This window comes from Spinactinospora alkalitolerans (assembly GCF_013408795.1).
Lineage (GTDB): Bacteria > Actinomycetota > Actinomycetes > Streptosporangiales > Streptosporangiaceae > Spinactinospora > Spinactinospora alkalitolerans.
Genome location: NZ_JACCCC010000001.1, coordinates 3,132,026 through 3,151,278, shown reverse-complemented (window position 1 = coordinate 3,151,278; position 19,253 = coordinate 3,132,026). Strand labels below are relative to the sequence as shown.

16 protein-coding genes are annotated in these 19,253 nt (G+C 74.5%); 7 read left to right on the top strand and 9 right to left on the bottom strand.

The window, feature by feature from the left end; translation table 11 throughout:
- Positions 1–36: 36 nt before the first annotated feature.
- Genes pucD through HDA32_RS14005 form a run of 4 tightly spaced genes read right to left on the bottom strand, consistent with a single transcriptional unit; the run spans position 37 to position 5,166 of the window.
- Positions 37–2,436 carry a xanthine dehydrogenase subunit D gene (pucD, locus tag HDA32_RS14020; protein WP_179643609.1) on the bottom strand — a complete coding sequence of 800 codons (2,400 nt, stop codon included), beginning with the start codon at positions 2,434–2,436 and terminating at the stop codon, positions 37–39.
- Positions 2,436–3,791, bottom strand: a complete 1,356-nt coding sequence (locus HDA32_RS14015) for an 8-oxoguanine deaminase (protein WP_179643608.1) — start codon at positions 3,789–3,791, stop codon at positions 2,436–2,438. Before HDA32_RS14015 ends, pucD begins: the two co-directional genes overlap by 1 nt.
- Positions 3,788–4,306 (bottom strand): (2Fe-2S)-binding protein, encoded by a 519-nt coding sequence (locus HDA32_RS14010; RefSeq protein ID WP_179643607.1) that lies wholly within the window; start codon positions 4,304–4,306, stop codon positions 3,788–3,790. Before HDA32_RS14010 ends, HDA32_RS14015 begins: the two co-directional genes overlap by 4 nt.
- Positions 4,297–5,166, bottom strand: a complete 870-nt coding sequence (locus HDA32_RS14005) for an FAD binding domain-containing protein (protein ID WP_179643606.1) — start codon at positions 5,164–5,166, stop codon at positions 4,297–4,299. Before HDA32_RS14005 ends, HDA32_RS14010 begins: the two co-directional genes overlap by 10 nt.
- Before the next feature lie 265 nt (positions 5,167–5,431).
- On the opposite strand from HDA32_RS14005, the gene HDA32_RS14000 reads away from it, so the two are divergent.
- Entirely contained in the window at positions 5,432–7,039 is a 1,608-nt protein-coding gene (locus HDA32_RS14000) for a PucR family transcriptional regulator (protein WP_179643605.1), read from the top strand.
- 473 nt (positions 7,040–7,512) lie between these two features.
- Positions 7,513–8,241 (top strand): pentapeptide repeat-containing protein, encoded by a 729-nt coding sequence (locus HDA32_RS13995; protein WP_179643604.1) that lies wholly within the window; start codon positions 7,513–7,515, stop codon positions 8,239–8,241.
- 95 nt (positions 8,242–8,336) lie between these two features.
- On the opposite strand, the gene HDA32_RS13990 is transcribed toward HDA32_RS13995, so the two are convergent.
- Complete coding sequence (locus HDA32_RS13990) at positions 8,337–8,861, bottom strand: flavoprotein (RefSeq protein ID WP_179643603.1); 525 nt, start codon at positions 8,859–8,861, stop codon at positions 8,337–8,339.
- Positions 8,862–9,161: 300 nt separating this feature from the next.
- Between HDA32_RS13990 and HDA32_RS13985 the strand changes: the two genes are divergently transcribed.
- Positions 9,162–10,301 (top strand): hypothetical protein, encoded by a 1,140-nt coding sequence (locus tag HDA32_RS13985; protein ID WP_179643602.1) that lies wholly within the window; start codon positions 9,162–9,164, stop codon positions 10,299–10,301.
- Positions 10,302–10,488: 187 nt separating this feature from the next.
- Positions 10,489–11,205, top strand: coding sequence for a molybdopterin-dependent oxidoreductase (locus HDA32_RS13980; RefSeq protein ID WP_179643601.1), 717 nt, complete (start codon positions 10,489–10,491; stop codon positions 11,203–11,205).
- On the opposite strand, the gene HDA32_RS13975 is transcribed toward HDA32_RS13980, so the two are convergent.
- Entirely contained in the window at positions 11,190–12,146 is a 957-nt protein-coding gene (locus HDA32_RS13975; RefSeq protein ID WP_179643600.1) for a LysR family transcriptional regulator, read from the bottom strand. The two genes, HDA32_RS13980 and HDA32_RS13975, sit on opposite strands and share 16 nt — an antisense overlap.
- A gap of 61 nt (positions 12,147–12,207) precedes the next feature.
- On the opposite strand from HDA32_RS13975, the gene HDA32_RS13970 reads away from it, so the two are divergent.
- Positions 12,208–13,089: a serine hydrolase gene (locus HDA32_RS13970; RefSeq protein WP_312863186.1), complete on the top strand. Its 882-nt coding sequence runs from the start codon at positions 12,208–12,210 to the stop codon at positions 13,087–13,089.
- Between the two features lie 163 nt (positions 13,090–13,252).
- Entirely contained in the window at positions 13,253–14,245 is a 993-nt protein-coding gene (locus HDA32_RS13965) for an MBL fold metallo-hydrolase (protein WP_312863185.1), read from the top strand.
- A gap of 81 nt (positions 14,246–14,326) precedes the next feature.
- On the opposite strand, the gene HDA32_RS13960 is transcribed toward HDA32_RS13965, so the two are convergent.
- Entirely contained in the window at positions 14,327–14,794 is a 468-nt protein-coding gene (locus HDA32_RS13960) for an NUDIX domain-containing protein (protein WP_179643598.1), read from the bottom strand.
- 315 nt (positions 14,795–15,109) lie between these two features.
- Here HDA32_RS13960 and HDA32_RS13955 point away from each other — a divergent pair, with 315 nt between their 5' ends.
- The gene (locus HDA32_RS13955) at positions 15,110–16,843 is read left to right on the top strand and encodes a serine/threonine protein kinase (protein WP_179643597.1); all 1,734 of its coding nucleotides are present in this window, start codon (positions 15,110–15,112) and stop codon (positions 16,841–16,843) included.
- Positions 16,844–16,940: 97 nt separating this feature from the next.
- Here the strand turns inward: HDA32_RS13955 and HDA32_RS13950 are convergent, their stop codons facing one another.
- Positions 16,941–17,882: a MerR family transcriptional regulator gene (locus HDA32_RS13950; protein ID WP_179643596.1), complete on the bottom strand. Its 942-nt coding sequence runs from the start codon at positions 17,880–17,882 to the stop codon at positions 16,941–16,943.
- 34 nt (positions 17,883–17,916) lie between these two features.
- Positions 17,917–18,948: a helix-turn-helix transcriptional regulator gene (locus HDA32_RS13945; RefSeq protein WP_179643595.1), complete on the bottom strand. Its 1,032-nt coding sequence runs from the start codon at positions 18,946–18,948 to the stop codon at positions 17,917–17,919.
- Positions 18,949–19,253 lie beyond the last annotated feature (305 nt).

The following is a 19,253-nucleotide window of genomic DNA, read 5'->3' as shown; positions in this document are numbered from 1 at the left end:
GACGGGGCTTCGCCCGGGGTGCGGGGCGAAGCCGGTCTAGGGGACCTCGATGCCCACGATGTCCTCCGGGCGGACCGGTGCGTGGGTGAGGGCCATGCCGGTGGCGTCGCGGACGGCCGCGACGATGGCCGGTGTCGACGACAGCGTCGGGGGTTCCCCTGCGCCGCGCAGACCGTAGGGCGAGTGCGGGTCCGGGTGCTCCAGCACCTCGATCCGCATCGGGGGCGTGTCGAGGATGGTCGGGATCAGGTAGTCGGTGAACGACGGGTTGCGGATCACGCTGTCGGAGACCTGGATCTCCTCCATCAGCGCCAGGCCGAGGCCCTGAGTGGAGCCGCCCTGGATCTGGCCGAGCAACTGCTGGGGGTGCAGGACCTTGCCGACGTCCTGGACCGCGTCCAGCGCCACGACCTTGACCAGCCCGAGTTCGACGTCGACGTCGACCACCGCGCGATGCACGCACATCCCGAACTGGGTGTGGGAGGAGCCCTGGCCCCGGGTCGGGTCGAGCATCTCGGTGGGCCGGTGGTGGTACTCCCTGGTCTCCTCGATGTGGGAGTCGCCGAGCAGGTCGGCCAGTGCGGCGAGCGCGCCGTCGGTCTCCGAGACCAGCTTGCCGCCGACCAGGCTCAGCAGCGCGTCGGGGTGCCCTGCCGGGACCAGGCCGCGCTCGCGCGCCAGCTCGAAGACCCGCTCCCGGACCGCCTCGCACGCCGTCTTCACCGCGCCGCCGGTCATGTAGGACTGCCGCGACGCCGAAGAGGACCCGGCCGAGCCGACCCGGGTGTCGGCGGGCTGGATCGTCACCCGCTCCACGCCCAGCTCGGTGCGGGCGATCTGGCCCTTGATCGTGACCAGTCCCTGGCCGACCTCGGCGGCGGCGGTGTGCACCATGACGGTCGGCTCACCGCCGATGACCTCCATGCGCACCCTGGCGGTGGAGTAGTCGTCGAAGCCCTCGGAGAAGCACAGGTTCTTCAGGCCCACGCCGTAGCCGACGCCGCGCACCACGCCCTCGCCGTGGCTGGTGTTGGCCACGCCCCCGGGCAGGGTCCGCAGGTCGGAGGGGTCGGGCAGGGCCGAGCGCTCCGGCGGCATCGGCAGCTCCCTGCACCGCCGCAGCATGTCGGCCATCGGCAGCGGCATGTCGATCACCTGGCCGGTGATGATCGCCGAGCCCTCGGCGACGGCGTTCTTGATCCGCAGCTCGACCGGGTGCATGCCCAGCTCCGCGGCCAGCCGGTCCATCTGGGACTCGTAGCCGAAGCACGCCTGCACCGCGCCGAAGCCGCGCATCGCCCCGCACGGCGGGTTGGTGGTGTAGACGCCGTAGGCGTCCACGCTGACGTTGGGGACCTCGTAGGGGCCGATGCCCAGGGAGGAGGCGACGCCGACCACGGCCGGCGTCGCCGAGGCATAGGCCCCGCCGTCGACGATGATCTCCAGCGTGGCGTAGACCAGCGTGCCGTCGCTCTTGGCGCCGTGCTCGTAGCGCATCTTGGCCGGGTGCCGGTGCACGTGGCCGAAGAACGACTCCTCGCGGTTGTAGACGATCTTCACCGGCTTGCCGGTGTGCAGCGCCAGCATGCACGCGTGGATCTGCATCGACAGGTCCTCGCGGGCGCCGAACGCGCCGCCGACGCCGGCCAGGGTCAGCCGCACCTTGTCCTGGTCCAGCCCGAGGCAGGGGGCGATCTGGCGCTGGTCGACGTGCAGCCACTGGGTGGCGATGTAGAGGTCGACGCCGCCGTCCTCGGCCGGTACCGCCATGCCCGACTCCGGGCCGAGGAAGGCCTGGTCCTGCATGCCGACCTCGTACTCACTGGTGACGACCACGTCGGCCAGCGCGCGCACCTCCTCCGGGGACGCGCCCTCGGCGAAGGCGCCGGTGCGGATCGGCTGGTGGCGGACCCGGTTGCCGCTCTGGTTGTAGTCCTCGTGCACGGGCAGCGAGCCCTCCTCGTGCACCAGGGGGCACTCCGGGTCGAACGCGGCGCGGCGCGAGTCGCTCACCGGCTCCAGGACCTCGTAGTCGACCTTGATGCGCTCCAGGGCCCGGCGCGCGGTCTCGGGGTGGTCGGCGGCCACGATCGCCACCGGCTCGCCCTTGTAGCGGACCTTGCCGAAGGCCAGCACCGGCTGGTCCTGGTACTCCAGCCCGTAGCGCTTCTCGCCGGGGACGTCCTCGTGGGTGAGCACGGCGTGCACGCCGGGCAGCTTCAGCGCCTCGGTGATGTCGATCCCGCGGATGGCGGCGTGCGGGTGGGGGCTGCGCAGCGTCATCCCCCACAGCATGTCCTCCATCCACATGTCGGAGGAGTAGGCGAACTCGCCCGTCACCTTCAGCGTGCCGTCGGGGCGGCGGGGACTGGCGCCCAGGCCGTCCTTTGCCACGCTGGACAGGTCGGACGGGGCGCGGGTGGTCGTGGCGGCCATCAGCGCGTCACCTCCTTGAGCAGGGTGCGGTGGGCCGCGCGGCCGGCGCGGGCCGCCGCATCGGCGGGAACGGTGCGGAGCTCGCCGCGCTCGACGACGGTCGCGCCGCCGACGAGGAGCCGCTCCAGCGGGGCGGCGGGCCCGAAGACCAGGGACACCACCGGGTCGTCGATCACGTCGTGGCCGTAGCCGTCGACCCGCCACAGCGCGATGTCGGCGAGCCTGCCGACCTCCAGGGAGCCCAGCTCCTCCTCGCGGCCCAGGCAGCGGGCCCCGCCGAGGGTGGCCATCTCCAGGGCCCGGCGGGCGGTGAGCGCCTGCGGGCCCTTGCGGGCGCGGGCCATGAGCAGCGCCTGGCGCATCTCGCCCGACAGCGAGGTCAGCTCGCTGGAGGCGGGCCCGTCCACGCCCAGGCCGACGTTGGCCCCGGCCTCCAGCAGTTCGGTCACCCGGCAGATGCCGGCGCCCAGGCGGGCGTTGGAGGAGGGGCAGTGCGCGATGCCGGTGCCGGTCGCGGCGATGCGCGCGATCGCGGCGTCGGAGAGGTGCACGGCGTGGGCGAACCACACGTCGGAGCCGAGCCAGCCGAGCTTCTCGGCGTACTCCACCGGGGTGCAGCCGAACTCGGCCAGGCACTGCTCCTCCTCGTCGACGGTCTCGGCGAGGTGGGTGTGCAGCCGCACGCCCTTGGCGCGGGCCAGCCGGGCGGCCTCGGTCATCAGATCGCGGCTGACCGAGAACGGCGAGCAGGGGGCGACCGCGACGCGGGTCATGGACTCCGGCGACGCGTCGTGGTGGGCGTCGATCGCGGCCTCGGTGGCCGCGAGCGCGCCCTCCAGCGTCTCCACGACGCCGTCCGGCGGCAGGCCGCCCTGCCCGCGGCCGCGGTCCATGGAGCCGCGTGCCAGGTCCAGCCGGATGCCGACGGCGCGGGCCGCCTCGACCTCGGCGGCCGCGATGTCGCCGCGGCCGGAGGGGAAGATGTAGTGGTGGTCGGAGGCGGTGCTGCAGCCCGACAGCGCCAGCCAGCCCAGGCCGGCCGTCGTGGTGCCGGACACGACCTGGGCGTCCAGGCGGTTCCAGATCTCGTAGGAGCCGGTCAGCCACTCGAACAGCGTGCCGTCGGCGAACAGGCCCTGCGTGGCCCACTGGTAGAGGTGGTTGTGCGTGTTGACCAGGCCGGGCGTCGCCAGGCAGCCGTCGGCGTCGATCCGCCGGGCCCCGGGCGTCCGCGGCGCGGGGCCGGGACCGACCGCCGCGATGCGGCCGTCGGCGACCACGATGTGGCCGTCGGCGTACTCGGCCCCGCCGACCGTCGCGATGTGGGCGCCCTCGATGACCAGCGTCTCGCTCACCGGGCCCCCTCCGCCTTCTCGGCTCCGGCGCGCCCGGCCGCGAGCCGCACGGCGTCGATGATCTTCTCGTAGCCGGTGCAGCGGCACAGGTTGCCGGCGAGGGCCTCGCGGATCTCGGCCTCCTCCGGTACGCCGCCGCCCCGGCCGACCGTGCGCTCGATCAGGTCGTCGGTCTGCACCAGCAGCCCCGGGGTGCAGAAGCCGCACTGCACCGCGCCGGCCTCGACGAACGCCTCCTGGACGTGGCCAAGCCGCTGCTCGCCGGCCGCGTCGGACTCGGCGAGCCCCTCGACGGTGCGCACGCTGCGGCCGTCGGCCTGCCCGGCGGCGACCAGGCAGGAGCAGGCGGTCACGCCGTCGAGGTAGACCGTGCACGAGCCGCACTCGCCCTGCTCGCAGGCGTTCTTGCTGCCCGGCAGGCCGACGCGCTCGCGCAGCACGTAGAGCAGGCTCTCGCCGGCCCAGACGTTGTCAGCGGTCACTTCCCTGCCGTTGACCTCGAATGTCACGCGCATCGTTGGGTTGCCTTCCGGTAGTCGGTGACGGCCCAGCTCAGGGTCCGGCGGGCCATGACCGAAAGAGCGTGCCTGCGGTAGTCGGCGCTGCCGCGCACGTCGTCGATCGGCCGGGCGGCCGAGGCCACCAGCTCGCCGAACCTCGCCACGGCGGCGGGGGACGGCGCCGTACCGCCCTCCCAGTCGAACTCCGCGGCCAGGAACTCCTCGGCGCGCGTCGCGCGCAGCGGCGTCGGCCCGGCCGAGCCGACGCCGGTGCCGATCTCGCGGGTGCGGGCGTTGAACGCGATGGAGAACGAGGTGACCGCGATCACCATCGCGTTGCGGGTGCCGATCTTGGCGAACTGCTGCGGGCCGGCCGGGGCGGGCAGCAGGACCGCGGCGATCAGCTCGTCGCTCTGCCGGGCCGTGCGCCGCGGGCCGAGGTAGAACTCGCGCGCGGGGACCCGCCGCACGCCGCGGACCGAGGCCAGCTCGATGACGGCGTCGGTGGCCAGCAGCGGCGGGTGGGCGTCGCCCGCGGGGGAGGCCCCGCCGAGGTTGCCGCCGACCGAGCCGCGGTTGCGGATCTGCGGCGAGGCGACCGTGCGGGAGGCCAGGGCCAGGGCGGGGGCGCGCTCGCGCAGCCGGGTGGTGATCTCGGTGTAGCTGACGCCGGCGCCCAGTCGCACGCCGTCGCCGTCGGGTCGCCATTCGCGCAGCTCCGCGATGCGCGTCAGGTCCAGCAGCGCGGGCGGCCGGTGCTTGTCGAAGTTCAGCTCGACCATGACGTCGGTGCCGCCCATGATCGGCACCGCGTCGGGATGCTCGCTCTTGGCCGCGAGCGCCTCCTCCCATGTGGAAGGGCTAAGGAATTCCATGTTCGTCCTCGTCGGTCGCCGTGCTGCGAAAAGGCCGCCGCGCGAAGGCGCTCCCCGGCGCTCGTCGGCCTCTGTGTGAAGTACAACACTCGTCCGGTTCCGGTCTCCAGTACGCGATGACATGAAGTGCCGCCCCGGTTACCGCCTCCCATTGGTGTTTTCCTACAACCGCGGGTCCGAATTGGCGTTCCCGGCACGCCGTGCCGCAAAATATGGCGAACCGACCGGTCCGAAACCCGGCCTCTCCGCACGACGAAGGACGGCCATGCTGATCAGCGAACTGCTCGCGGTCGCACGACTGCGCCTGCGGTTCCTCTCGGGCGTCGAGCACGCCGGGCGCCGGATCCGCTGGGCCTACACCACCGACCTGCTGGAGCCCAAGCGCTACCTCAAGGGCGGCGAGCTGGTGCTCACCGGCATGATGTGGCGTCGCCGCCCCGAGGACTCCGAGACCTTCGTGCGCTCGCTGGTCGACGCCGGCGTGGCCTGCCTCGGGGCGGGGACGGCGCTGGGCGCGGTGCCCGCCGACCTGATCGAGGCGTGCGAGCGCCACGGCATGCCGCTGATCGAGGTGCCCACCGAGACCTCATTCGGCGCGGTCACCGAGGAGGTGCTGCGGCTGCTGACGAGTCGGCGGTTCAGCACCATCACCGAGAACCGCGACCGCCACCGCCGCCTGATGGCCGACCTCGCCGCGGGCGGCGACCTCGCCGGGGTGTTCGGCGACGCCGCGCAGAAGGCCGGAATCGACGCCTGGATCCTCTCCAGCACCGGCCGGTGCGTCGCGGCCGCCGGTCCGCCGCCGGGCCCCGCGGGGCGCGCGTGGCTGGCGGCGCGCTTCCTGGACTCCCCGCGGCTGCCCCGCGCGGTCGAGCCGCCGGCGGAGGGAAGCGGCGGGGAGGAGCGCGAGGGCGCGCCGCACACCGTGACGCTGCTGCCGGTGCGCACCCGCGATTCGCACCCGCTCGCCGGCTGGTTCCTGGTGTGCGCCGGCGACCACGCGGCCTGGCCGGAGGAGACGCACGAGGCCGTCGCGGAACTGGCGTCGATCGCGGTGCTGGCCCGCAGCCGCGACGAGGAGCGCGCGCTCACCGACGCCCGGCAGGCCGAGGAGCTGCCCCGCCTGCTGGCGGCGCAGCGCTTCGACGAGGCCGCGGCGCTGCTCAAGGCGGTCGGGCGCACCGGCCCCGCGCGGGTCGGAGGCACCGGCCACGTAGCCCTCAGCGCGGCGCTGCTGCCCGCGGCCCGGCCGCCCGACCTCGCCCGCAGGATCGTCGCCGAGCTGGCCGCCGCCTGGCCGGGGGCGGTGGTGACGGGGGAGGACGACGTCCTGGCGGTCGTGCCGGTGACCGGCGCCGACGAGCCCGCGGCGCAGGCCTCGGCCGAGCTGCGTCGGGAGCTGGCCCGAAGCGCCCAGGCGCTGGAGCCCGGCCTGACCGACCACCGCCTGGCCGTGGGTGTCAGCTCGACCGCCCGCGCCGTCCCCGAGCTGCGCGGCGCCGCCGTCGAGGCCCGGCACGCCCGCCGCCTCGCCGAGCTGCGCGGCGGCCGCTCCCGCGTCATCGCCGGCGCCGAGATCGACTCCCACGAGCTGCTGCTGGCCTCGGTGCCCGAGGAGGTCCAGTCCTCCTACCGCGACCGCCTGCTGCGGCCCCTGCTCGACTACGACCGCGACCACCGCTCCGACCTGGTGGCGACCCTGGAGATGTTCCTGGAGCACTCCGGCTCCTGGCAGCGCTGCGCCGCGGCCATGCACGTCCACGTCAACACGCTGCGCTACCGCATCGGCCGCATCGAGGAGCTGACCGGCCGCGACCTGAGCGCCCTGGAGCACCGCGTCGATCTCTTCCTGGCCCTGAAGCTGCGGGGCTAGGCGCAATGCCGTGGAGTTCAGTGGTGGGCGGGGGTGTCGAGGGGCGTTGCGGGTCCGTTGCTCCCCTTGGCCGGAGTCCGCGAAACCAGGCTGTCGTCAGCGCGCCGGCGTCGGCGACGCGGAAGGTCGCGGTGTCGGCGCGTGTGCGGGTCTTGTGGCCGGGCTCCGGCGCGTAGAAGGCCGGGCGGGACCTCTCGCGCGGCCACCGTCGGCGCGCTGACCAGGACGGTGCCGACGTCGGGCCGGGCGACGTCGGGCAGGGGATCGGGCAGGCGGCCGTGGGCCGCGGCGTTCTCCTCCTCGGCTGCGCGCGCTGTCGAACCGATCCCGCACTCCGGCGGCGGACGCGGGCAGTCGGGTGGACCCGTTCCGGCCGGGCCGGGACGGTGCCCCGCCTCCGGGGCGGGCGCCCCGCGTCGCACCCCCTCGCTACGATCGGGCCCGGCACGAGGCGATCGATCGGGGGAGTGGCCATGGCGGAGCGGGCGGACGGCGAGACCGATGCGGTCCTGGCCCGGGGCGGCGAGCTGCGCGGCGCCGACCTGTCGGAGCGGGACCTGCGCGCGGTGCTCGCCGGACGGCCGCAGGAGCCGCGGGTGTTCGTCGACTGCGACCTCACAGGGGCCGACCTGCGGGAGGCCGACCTCGTCGAGGCGGCCTTCACCGACTGCCGATTCGCGGGGGCGAGGCTGTCCGGCGCGGTCATGGACGGGGCGGTGTGGAAGGGCGGGACGGCGGCCGGGGCGGTCCTCGCCGACGCCGAGTGCGCCGAAGCGGGGTTCCGCGACGTCGACCTCGCCAACACCCGGTGGCCGGGCGCGCTGCTCACCGACACCGCGTTCACCGGCTGCCGGCTGACCGGCGCGAACTTCGACGGCTGCCGGGGGATCGGCTACGCCTTCGTCAACTGCAACCTGATGCTGGCCCGGCTCAAGGGGATCGACCTGCGCGGCCGGGAGCTCACCGGGCTGCGCATGGACGAGGCCGACCTCTCAGGCGCCGACCTGCGCGGCACCGTGTGGCGCGAGTCCCGGCTGCGCGGGGCGGTGCTGCGCCGGGCCGACCTCACCGGCGCGGACCTGCGCGGCGCCGACCTCGGCGAGATCGGCCTGCCCGACACCGAATGGCTGCGCGGCGCCGTCATCTCCCCCGACCAGGCCACCCAGCTCCTCGCCGCCACGGGGATCCGGGTGCAGACGTGACCGCGGCACGATACGGGTCTACGCCGTAAAGGAGGGGGTTCGACCGTCCTCTCTTACCGGCCCGGGCACGGCCGCGTTCCCAAGGCAGGGAGGGCTTACCGGCGCCCCGCCCCGCTGACCGCGCGCACGGCCTCGACGACGTCGGACCAGGCCGGCGGTTCGTACTCGTCGGCCTGGTCCGCGTCGTGCAGGACGGTCACCCCCATGCCCCGCAGCGTCTCCAGGGCGGTCCGGAAGGCCGGGTGCGAGGCGAGTTGGGGCTTGCAGTGCGGCACCACCACCATGGGGACCCCGTACCCGGCCATTTCGCACAGCAGGCCGACGGCGAAGTTGTCGGCGTGGCCGTGCGCGAACTTGTTCACCGAGTTGAAGGTGAGCGGGCACGCCAGCACGGTGTCGGGCGGTGGCAGGCTCCTGCCCGTGCCCGGCATCCGGTAGTCGACGCGCACCGGCTCGCCGGTGAGCCGCTCCAGCTCCGCGAGGTCGTGGAACCGGGCCCCCAGGGGCGTGGACAGCACCGTGACCCGCCGGCCGTCGTCCTGGAGCAGCCGGACGAGCGCGGGAACGCCCTCAGCGGCGGACGCGGCGGACACGACGAGGTACAGCGCACGAGAACCCATGGCCGGGAGTCTAGGCAGGCCCATCGGGGATGCGCGCTGCGGACCCGCACGGCGGGAGGGCCGGTGGCGGCGCGATCGGGGCATATTGCTGATCTACGTTGTAAATGCGGCTGCTGTCGATCGTTCATCCGGTGTCCGGATCTCCCTCCCCGCCCTCCCTCCTGAGGGGGAGGGCGGGGGCGCCGGTCCCCTCCTCAGCGGGACGTTTCCGGTCGGCTTCTCCGTGATCGTGGTGGGCACGGTCCGGGGGACGGGGTCCGCGCGAAGGGCGCGGGCGCCCGGGCCGGCGAGGAGTGGAGCATGCGAGCACGGGAGAACACCGCGCCGGCCGCCCCGGAGCGGCCTCGGGCGGGCCGGCCGGGGCGGTGGCGGGTGTGGGCGCCCTACGCGGCGCTCGCCTGGTCGATCGGGTACGCGCTGATCGCGGCCTACTGGGCGTGGAGCGGCACGGGCTTTCCCTACACGGGGGAGACCGCGCGGCTTCCCGGTGCGGCGCTGCTCGGCCGCTTCGGGCCGTCGGCGGCCTGGACGGCCGTCGTGCTGCTGGGCCTGCCGATGGCGGTGGTGGCCGCGGCGATGCTGCGCGGCGCGCGCACCGGCCGTCCGGCGCTGACGGCTGCGGGGTGCGCGGCCTCGGCGCTGCTGTTGCTCGCGATGACCGACGTCAACCTCCTCGCTGCGCTGGGCTACGTCCCCTACGGCGTCTACGGGCTGACCACCGGCGCCCCGGTGGGCGAGGTCTTCGTCAACGCCGTGGTCGCCTGGCCGATACCGCACCAGTACCTGTGCGTGGTCGGCGGGTTCCTGTGGCTCATGGCCACCGTGGCCTACGCGCGCCGCACCGGCGACGCCTGCATGGCGTGCGGCCGCCGCTCCGGGACCCAGGGGTGGACCGCCCCGGCCTCGGCGGCGCGCTGGGGCCGCGTGGCCGCCTACGTCGCCGCGGTGATCCCGGTGCTCTACGCCGTCAGCCGCTACGCCTGGGCGCTGGGCATCCCGCTCGGCATCAGCGAGGACTTCCTGCGCCAAGGCCGGGAGCAGGGCGCGTGGACCTCCGGTGCGTTCCTCGCGACGTTCGGCGTCGTCGGCGCGATCCTCACGCTGGGCCTGGTGCAGCGCTGGGGCGAGGTCTTCCCCCGCTGGATGGTCGGCCTGGCCGGCCGCAGGGTGCCGATCTCGCTGGCGGTCGTCCCCGCCTCGATCGTCTCGGTTCTGGTCACGGTCGGCGGCATCGGGATGTGGAGCGGCTTCGCCCGGACGGTGACCACGGACTCGGCCGACTGGATGGCCGTGGCACCGGCCCTGCCCTGGCCGCTGTGGGGCGTGGCCCTGGCCGCGGCGACGCTCGCCTACCACCTGCGCCGCCGAGGCGCCTGCCGCACCTGCGGCCGCGGCGGCGAGCAGGCGGAGGCGGCCGTGCCGGACGAAGCGGCCGTGTGAGGCCCGCTTCCGTCCGGGGTGTCCCCGCCGGCCGCGGCCGGCGGGGACACCGGTCCCGAAGAGGAGCGGGGGCCGGCGGACGGTGCCGCCCCCGCTGGAGCGGTCCCCGCGGCCGGTCCCACACCGAGGGTCCCGGAGGGCGGGGCCCCCGAGAGCACGGTTTTCCGGTCGCCCAGAGGAGGACGCGATGGTGAACGCGGCGGACGGCGGGGCGCGGTCGCTGCCCCCGGGGCAGAGGCAGGCCCCTCTGCGCAGGTTCGGCCTGCCGGAGTTCGCGGCGGTGCGCCCGGTGGTCCCCGACCGCCCGGTGGTCCGGGTGGGCGGCGCGGTGCGCGGCCCCACGCAGATCCCGGTCGGCGAGCTCATGGCGCTGCCCGGGCGGCGGGAGGCGAGGAGCGACCTCCACTGCGTGACGACCTGGAGCGCGACCGGACTCACGTGGGGCGGCGTCCCCTTCCGGGCGGTGCACGAGTCGCTCGTCCAGCGGGTCGCCGCCCATCCGCGGTGCTCGTGGGTCGTGTTCGTCGGCCTCGACGGCTACCGCGGCTGCCTGCGGCTCGATGACGCCCTCAGCGAGGACGTCCTGCTCGCCGACACCCTCGACGGCGTCCCGCTCACGGTCGAGCGTGGAGCGCCGCTGCGCCTGGTCGCCCCCGCGCACTACGGCTACAAGAGCGTCCGGCACGTGTGCGCGGTGGAGTACCGCCTCCGCCACGCCTCCGGGTCCGCCGGCTGGGCGGAGCACCCCCGCGGCCGGGTCCGGCGCGAGGAGCGGAGCCGAATCCTGCCCGGCCGCGTGTGGCGCCCGCTGTGGCGCATGCAGGTCGCGCCGGTGCGGCGGCGCTACGCGCGCTACGCCGGCTCCGAGTGGCGCCCTCGCGGCGGCCGCTACGGCGGGGTGTAGACGACCGACCACGGGCGGGGGGTCGAGGGGGAGGTGAGCGGGACGGTGGCCGTCTCGTCCCGGCACAGCACATCGGCGGCGATCGCGGCGAAGCGGGACGCGGTCGGGTGCGGGGACTGGTCCGGCCAGACGGCCGTCACGCGGCGGAGCAGCGGGGTCCCGGCGAGGGGCCGCCACGCCACCCGCGGTTCCCTGCGGGCCATCCGCTCCTCCTCGAAGGCCACCCCCTGGCCGGCGAGCACGAGGCCGAGCACGAACTCGGGGTTGCGGGCGTGCCGGACCCGGGCGGGGGAGAAGCCCCCGTCGCGGCAGAGCGCGAGCAGGCGGTCGTAGGCGCCGGGCGCCGCCGCGCGCGGGAACGCGATCAGCTCGTGGCCGGCCAGGTCGGCCAGCTCCAGTTCGCGGGCGCGCGCCAGCGGCGACGTCCGCGGCAGCACCGCGCCCAGCACGGTCTGCACGGCGGGGCCGGCCCGCAGATCGGTGGCGTCGACCGGGGCGTGTACGAGGCCGACGTCGAGCTGGCCCGAGGCGAGTCCGCGCACCTGCTCGGCGGTGGTGAGCTCCGCCAGGTCCACGGTGAGCTCCGGCGCCCGCTCGGCTAGGCCCGCCATCAGCGCGCGCAGCGTGACCGCCGAGGTCTCGGGCGGCACCCCGGCGCGCAGCGTGCCCAGCTCGCCGTCGCGGGCCTGGCGCATGAGTGCCCGCAGCCGCTCCTCGCGCGCCACGAACTCCCGCGCCTCGGCCACCAGCAGTTGCCCGGCCGTCGTCAGCTCCACCTGCCGCGCGCCGCGGTCGAACAGGGCGACGCCCAGCTCGCGCTCCAGGCGCCGGATCGACTGGCTCAGCGGCGGCTGCGCCATGCCCAGCACCTCGGCGGCGCGGGTGAAGTGCAGCTCCTCGGCGACCGCGAGGAAGTTTCCGAGATGGCGGGACAGATCCACGGTGCGACGATATGCGACGGCCTATGACCGTCCGGACGCCGGCGCGGATAACGTTGCGCGCGTGTCGATCGAGGAACGGATCCGGGCGATCTTCGCCGAGGCCGGCGTGCACGGCCGCCTGCACGTGACCGATGTCGACGACGGCCGCGCCGTCGGCGTCGGCTCCGGCGAGCAGGTGGTCATCGCCTCGGTGTTCAAGATCCTGCTGGTGCTGGAGTTCGCCCGCCAGGCCGCGGCCGGCCAGGTCGACCCGGCCGAGCGGGTGCTGGTGACCGCCGCCGACCGGTTGGGCGGCTGGGGGACGGCGGGCTGCGCCGACGACGTCGAGCTGTCGCTGCGCGACTGCGCCCGCTTCGCTATGGCGGTCAGCGACAACACCGCCGCCGACCTGCTGATGCGCCGCATCGGCTCCGACACCGTGCAGTTGCTGGCCGCCGAGCTCGGGCTGGAGCGCACGCGGGTCGTCGGCGGCCCGCGCGAGCTGCTGGAGTCGATGCTGGCCGACGTGGGCGCGCGCGACGACGCCGAGTTCGCCCGGATCTTCCCCACCCTCACCGAGGAGCGGGTGCACGGGCTGCGCGTGCTGGACCCCGCGCACACCACCTCCAGCACGGCCGGGGAGATCGCCCGGCTGCTGGAGCTGATCTGGCGCGACGAGGCCGGGCCGCCCGAGGCGTGCGCGGCGGTGCGCGCCTTCATGGCGGGCCAGATCTTCTGGACCCGGCTGGCCTCGGGCTTCGACCCCGGCGTGCGCGTGGCGGCCAAGACCGGGACGCTGCCGAGCCTGCACATCGAGGCCGGTGTCGCCGAGTACCCCGACGGCCGCCGCTACGCCATGGCGGTGTTCGCCCGCGCCCGCCGGCTGCACACCCGGCGGCTGGAGGTGGACCTGGTGATGGGGCGGGCGGCCCGGGCGGCCGTGGAGGCGCTGCGGGACGGATGAATTCCCGGGCGCCCGGCCGGGCCGCTCCGCTGCCACCTGCGGGAATACGTGAACGCATATCCTCGGATGCCGCCGATGATCTTGGACGCGGCCGCTCCGGCGGTGCTTGGCTTTCCGGTGTCGCCCACCAGTCCCACGGGCCCACACCCCAAGGAGTGCCTTCGTGTCCGATCTCCGTTTCAACCGGCGCGGGTTCTTCCGCACCGCCACCGCCGGCGCCGCGCTCACCACCATGGGGGTCGCCTCGCCCCCGGCCGCGGGTGCGGCCGCGGCCGCGCCGGCCAGGGGAGGCGGCGGCGCGACCGCCGACCTCACCTGGCTGGGCACCTCGGGATGGCGCATCGAGATCAACGGCCGCACCGTGCTCTTCGACCCCTACGTCTCCCGGTTCAAGACCGGTCTCTACGACGGGGCGTTCGACGCCGCGACGCCGCTGACGGTCGACACCGCGGCCGTCGACGCCCACGTGGGCGAGCCGGAGCTGATCCTGGTCTCCCACTCCCACTGGGACCACTTCGCCGACGTGCCCTACATCGCCGCCAGGCACGGCGCCCGCATCGTCGGCACCGCGACCACCTGCAACCTCGCCTCGGCGTTCGACCTGACCGAGCACGGGCTCGACCCGGTGCCGAACTCCCGACTCAGCGGGGTCAAGGGCGGCGAGGTCTTCGACTTCGGCGATTTCACCGTCGAGGTCGTGGCCAGTCTGCACAGCCGCAACAAGAACTACGCCGTGCTGTTCTCCGGCGTGCGCCTCACCCCGCCGAGCGCCCCCGCCACGATCGCCGACCTGCCCGAGGGCGACACCCTGGCCTACCAGGTCACGGTCAAGGGCGGGCCGTCGATCTTCCTCATGGGCGCCAGCGACTTCGTCGAGCGCAACCTGAGCGGCCTGGAGCCCGACGTCGCGATGATCGCGCTGCCCGCCGCCTCCTCCACCTACGACTACGTGCCCCGCCTGGTCAAGGCGCTGGACGGGCCGGCGACCGTGGTCCCGGTCCACTGGGACGTGTTCGAGGGGGAGCTGGCCAACCCGCCGACGCCCGACACGGCGATGTCGATGAGCCTCGAGGAGTTCACCGCCGAGGTGCGCGAGGCGAGCAGGCGCACGAAGGTCACGACGCCGGAGTACCTGACCCCCTGTACGTTCGGTTGACGGCGCGGTTTACCCGCTCGGCCGACGGCACGGTGTGCGCGTTCGTCTGACGGGGACGGCCGGCGGGGGTCCGGTCGGCCTCTACGCGACGTAGACCGCGCCGCCCTCGGCGCGGGCGCGCAGGGCGCCGGAGAGTCGGGGCGCGATGGCCGGGTGCAGCATGGCGACCGCGCGTTCGGGCTCGGTCCAGGCGTAGCCGTCGAGCTCCTCCTCCTGCAGCACGATGGGGGTGCCGGCGGCGACGGTGCCGCAGTCGAAGACGAAGGACATGAACGGTTTGGGCCGCACGCCCCGCGGCGCGCTCCAGTGGCAGGACAGCAGCGGGCCCGCGGCCACGGTGAGCCCCACCTCCTCGGCGACCTCGCGCTCGCACGCCAGGTGCGGGGGCTCGCCGTTCTCGACCACGCCGCCGGGCAGCGTCCAGTGCTCCCGGTAGTTGGGGTCGACCAGCAGCACGTTGCCGGACTCGTCGGTGATGAGGGCCGAGGCGGCGAGGTAGGCGGTCGGCAGCGAGGCGAACCACTGCTCCGCCGGGAGGATTTGCGCCATGCCCGCAGGCTAGCCCAGCGGCCGGGGCGGGCGGGCCGAGCGTTCGTTCCCGGTCGAAAAATAAATCTACGCTGTAAAGGTAGTGGCTGTGTTTACATAAAAGATCCGACGGCTCCCGATACCGGAAATCCGCACCCACGGCGCGCGCGGCCCGACCATCGAGGCGGAAGCACCCCGGACTTTGCAAAACCCAGCCGAAAACCCCGTCACATTGGTTGCTTCACGGGTGTTTCCGGTCAGCACGCTCCGAGTCTTCGTTACGATCGCAGGGGTTCCTGACATGAGTTCGTGGCACGGCGGAAGCGGAGGTTGGGCGTGGGTCCACTGGAGAACGGTGACCCGGAGCGGATCGGCCGGTACCGGCTGATCGGTCGGCTGGGCGCCGGGGGAATGGGTCAGGTGTTCTTCGGTCGCTCCGCCGGCGGGCGGGCCGTGGCGGTCAAGCGGATCCACCCGCACCTGGCCACGGACCCCTCCTTCCGGGAGCGCTTCGCCCGCGAGGTCACCGCGGCGCGCCAGGTGAGCGGCGCGTTCACCGCCCCGGTCATCGACGCCGACCCCGAGGGCGAGGTGCCCTGGCTGGTCACCTCCTACGTCCCGTCGCTGCCGCTGGACGACGCCGTGCGCGCCCACGGCCCGCTGCCCGAGCAGACGCTGCGGGTGCTGGCCGCCGGGCTCGCCGAGGCGCTGACCGAGATCCACCGGGTCGGACTGATCCACCGCGACCTCAAGCCGGGCAACGTGCTGCTGGCCGAGGACGGGCCGCGCGTCATCGACTTCGGCATCGCGCGCGCCACCGACGGCACCGCCGCCACGCAGTCGGTCATCGGCACGCCCGGTTTCATGTCGCCCGAGCAGATCCAGGGCGCGCCGCTGACGCCCCGCAGCGACATGTTCGCCTACGGCGCGGTGCTGGTCCACGCGGCGGGGGGAGTCGGCCCGTTCGGCGAGGGCGCGATGCCGACCATGGTGATGCGCGTCCTGCAGCACGAGCCGGACCTGTCGGCGGTGCCGCCGTCGCTGCAGCGCCTGGTCTCGGCGTGCCTGGCCAAGGACGAGCGCTACCGCCCGGGGCCGGGCGACGTGCTCGACGCCCTGGGCGACATCCCCGCCGGGACCTCCTGGCTGCCGCCGGTGTTCATGCACGGCGTGCAGGAGCAGGTCAACAAGGTCAACGCGGCGCTGAGCGGCGCACCGGCCACGTCGCCGACCAACGCCGACGGCACCACGGCGGTCCTGGGCGCGGCGGGGGCCGCCGGCGCGGGAGCCGCCGCGGGCGCCGCGGCGGCGGGGGCGCTGGGCGACCACCAGGCGACGCGGGCGGCCACCGGGTACGGGGCGGCGGATCCGACGTCGGTCATCGGCGCGGAGTCGGGCCGGACCGCCGGCTACCCCGAGACCGCGGTCTACGGCGGGGACGGCCGGCACGCCGCGCCGACGTCGGCGATGCCGCCCACCGGCCAGGGCGCGCACACGCGGGGGGCCGCGGACGAGGACGCCTACTCCGACCTGTACCGGGGCTCGCGCAGGGACGAGCTGTCGCGCCGCCGCGGGCAGGAGGAGGAGCAGCTCCGGGCCCGGTACCGCCAGGAGGAGGAGCAGCGGCTGCGGGAGGAGGAGCGGCGCCGCCGCGACGAGGCCGAGCGCGCGCACCAGGAGCGGATCCGCGCCGAGCGGGCGGCCGCCCGGCGAGCCGAGTACAACGCCCGCACGGCCGAGCAGCCGGGCCTGTGGAGCTTCGCCAGGCTGCTGCCGCTGCTGATCATCCCGCTGATCCAGATCCCGCTGGGGTGGGGCGCCTCCCACGCCTGGCAGTGGTTCACCACCACCGATGTCTACTGGGGCGCTCCCTGGTCCTACGGGGGCATCCTGACCGGCGAAGGCTTCTTCCACGCGCTCTTCCTGGGCTACTTCCTGCTCAACAACGTGGTGGCGCTGGAGTACCTGGTGCGTTCGGCGCGCACGAGCTTCGTCACGGGCGTGATGCTGGCGCTGGCGGTGATCGCCGGCACCAACGGTGTGCTGTGGTACTTCGGGTTCTTCGGCTGATCCCGGCCGAGCCGGGATCGACCGGGACCGGACCGGTCGGCGGCCCCCGCCCGCGGATGCGGGCGGGGGCCGCCGTCTTCGCGCGGCCGGGCGCCGGTCAGCTCCGGGCTCCGGCGCGCAGGGCGGCGATGAACCACTCCCAGGCCGGGACCCGCGCCTCGAAGGGCGGCCAGCCGTTGATGATGCCCATCAACTGGTAGTACCGCTCGACGCGGGCGTCGGTGTAGGCGGCGAACTCGTCGGCGAGCTCGGCCCACCGGTCCGGGGTGTCGGCGCGGCCGTGCGCCTGGGCCAGGGCGGGCATCACCTCGGCCACGACGGCCTGTCCGGCGGGTGAGGCCGGGTCGAGGCCGGCGTTCAGCGCGGCCCCGGCCCTGCCGGAGACGAGCTCGGCGACCTCCTGCGGCGGCTGCCGGTAGACGCCCTCGGCGCGCGCACGGGCCTGGCCGAGGGCCATCTCGCGGACGCGCTCCCGGTAGGCCGGGTCGGAGACGAGTTCGGCGAGCTCGACCCAGGCGTCGACCTGTTCGGCGGTCGGCTCGTCGGGCAGGTCGGGTCCGATCGAGCGGATCCTGGCGACGAACTCATCGTCCATGTCGAGGCCGCCGAAGACGGCGTCGTGGTAGTCGTCGATGATGTGCTGCCGCTCCTCGGCGGAGAGCCGGGCGAGCTTGTTCATGAGGCTGATGTCCCTTTCTGTCGGGTCTCGGTGGGCGACGGTGCGCAGCACGGCCCGGCGCAGGCGCAGCAGGCGGATCTGGGCGTCCAGCGCATCGGCGTGCGCGGCGGCGACCTGTCCGAGGTCGGCCTCGTGCGCCAGGACCCGGCCGATGGTGGCCAGATCGATGCCGAGATCGCGCAGGGTGCGCACCAGGTCCAGGCGCGCGGTGGCCTCGGCGTCGTAGAGGCGGTACCCGGCGGGGCTGCGCCCGGTCGGCGGCACGATGCCGGCGTCGGCGTAGAACCGGATGGTCTTGACCGGCAGGCCGGTGCGTTTGGCCAGTTCGCCGATGGTGTGCAGGCCGTGGTGCGGTTCCATGGCCCCAAGCCTGGTGTCTCCCCTTACTGGAGGGTCAAGCCGGTTTTTCGGGTTTTTGGCCGGCCGCGGCGGCTCGATCGTAGAGCCGGAGGGTGGCGCGGACGGTCTCGGCCATGCGTTCGCGCAGTTCGGGTGGTTCGAGAACCTCGATCTCGGGGCCGTAGCCGCAGAACTCCACGAGGGCGTGCTCGACGGATTCGATGGGCAGCACGGCCTCGATCCGGCCGTCGCCGGCGGTGGGGGCGTCGTCATCGGGCAGGGCGGCGGCGGTGATGGGGGAGGACAGCGTCCGCACCATGTCGCGCCCGTACCGGGTGAGGCGGACCCGCGCGAGCATGCGGTGCCTGCTGAGTTCGAACTCCCGCGACCACTCGTCCCAACTGGCCGCGAGGTCGAATCCTTCGGGCCGGTGGAAGGTCCGGCCGGTGTCGGTGAGCTCACGGACGCGCGTCACCCGGAAGGTGCGCGGCGCGGGGTCGGGCCGGTCGGGCCGGTGGGAGTGCGGTCGGGCGAGGAAGTACCAGGAGCCGCCTTTGAGGACGAGGCCCAGCGGGTCGAGGGTGCGCTGCACGCGGATGGAGTCCCAGCGCTCGTAGTGCACGTCGACGGTGTGCTCCTCCCACACGGCGGTGGCGATCGCGGCCAGGTGCGGTGTCGGTTCGGGGGCGCGGAACCAGCCGGGCGCGTCGAGGTGGAAGCGGCCGCGGACGCGTTCGGCGCGCTCGCGCAGCTCCTCGGGCAGGGCGGCCAGGAGTTTGAGGTTGGCGGCGGCCATCTCCGCGCCGAGGCCGAGTTCGGCGGCCGCCGTGGGCAGGCCGGCGAAGAACAGGGAGTCGGCTTCGGCGCCGGTGAGCCCGGTCAGGCGCGTGCGGTAGCCGGCGAGGAGCTGGTAGCCGCCGCCCGTTCCGCGGTCGGCGTAGACGGGGATGCCGGCCGCGCTGAGGGAGTCGACGTCGCGGTAGACGGTGCGTTCGGAGACCTCGAGCTCCGCGGCGAGCTGGGCGGCGGTCATTCGGCCGCGGTTCTGCAGCAGCAGGAGCAGGGACAGCAGTCGGCTGGCGCGCATGGGGCCAGTCTTACCGCATCGCCTGACAGCAGGTGTCAGGTAGGGGCAGGAGGATCGATGCGGGCGCGGACGGGGGCGCCGGACGCGGGACGGCGCCGACGCGCGGCGTGCGCCTGCTGCCCCCGGTGGATCCGTTCCTGCAGGCGCGGGGCCACCGACGTCGCCGTGGACCACGCCGGCCAGCGGCAATGCGGTGAAGGTAAGAAGTGGGCGGGGCCGTCGAGGGACGTTGACGAGAAGGCCGGGATTGTTTCCAGGCCCTGCCGGACCCGTGTTGGCCCAGGTGGGACGGCGGCGCCTCGGGG

What these genes read in the sequence shown, in the direction of transcription:
- HDA32_RS13985 (WP_179643602.1), top strand. Translation starts at nt 9,162, where the DNA reads ATGCGAGCACGGGAGAACACCGCGCCGGCCGCCCCGGAGCGGCCTCGG.
- HDA32_RS13945 (WP_179643595.1), bottom strand. Translation starts at nt 18,948, where the DNA reads ATGCGCGCCAGCCGACTGCTGTCCCTGCTCCTGCTGCTGCAGAACCGC.
- HDA32_RS14010 (WP_179643607.1), bottom strand. Translation starts at nt 4,306, where the DNA reads ATGCGCGTGACATTCGAGGTCAACGGCAGGGAAGTGACCGCTGACAAC.
- HDA32_RS14005 (WP_179643606.1), bottom strand. Translation starts at nt 5,166, where the DNA reads ATGGAATTCCTTAGCCCTTCCACATGGGAGGAGGCGCTCGCGGCCAAG.
- HDA32_RS13995 (WP_179643604.1), top strand. Translation starts at nt 7,513, where the DNA reads ATGGCGGAGCGGGCGGACGGCGAGACCGATGCGGTCCTGGCCCGGGGC.
- HDA32_RS13990 (WP_179643603.1), bottom strand. Translation starts at nt 8,861, where the DNA reads ATGGGTTCTCGTGCGCTGTACCTCGTCGTGTCCGCCGCGTCCGCCGCT.
- pucD (WP_179643609.1), bottom strand. Translation starts at nt 2,436, where the DNA reads ATGGCCGCCACGACCACCCGCGCCCCGTCCGACCTGTCCAGCGTGGCA.
- HDA32_RS13980 (WP_179643601.1), top strand. Translation starts at nt 10,489, where the DNA reads ATGGTGAACGCGGCGGACGGCGGGGCGCGGTCGCTGCCCCCGGGGCAG.
- HDA32_RS13960 (WP_179643598.1), bottom strand. Translation starts at nt 14,794, where the DNA reads ATGGCGCAAATCCTCCCGGCGGAGCAGTGGTTCGCCTCGCTGCCGACC.
- HDA32_RS14000 (WP_179643605.1), top strand. Translation starts at nt 5,432, where the DNA reads ATGCTGATCAGCGAACTGCTCGCGGTCGCACGACTGCGCCTGCGGTTC.
- HDA32_RS13950 (WP_179643596.1), bottom strand. Translation starts at nt 17,882, where the DNA reads ATGGAACCGCACCACGGCCTGCACACCATCGGCGAACTGGCCAAACGC.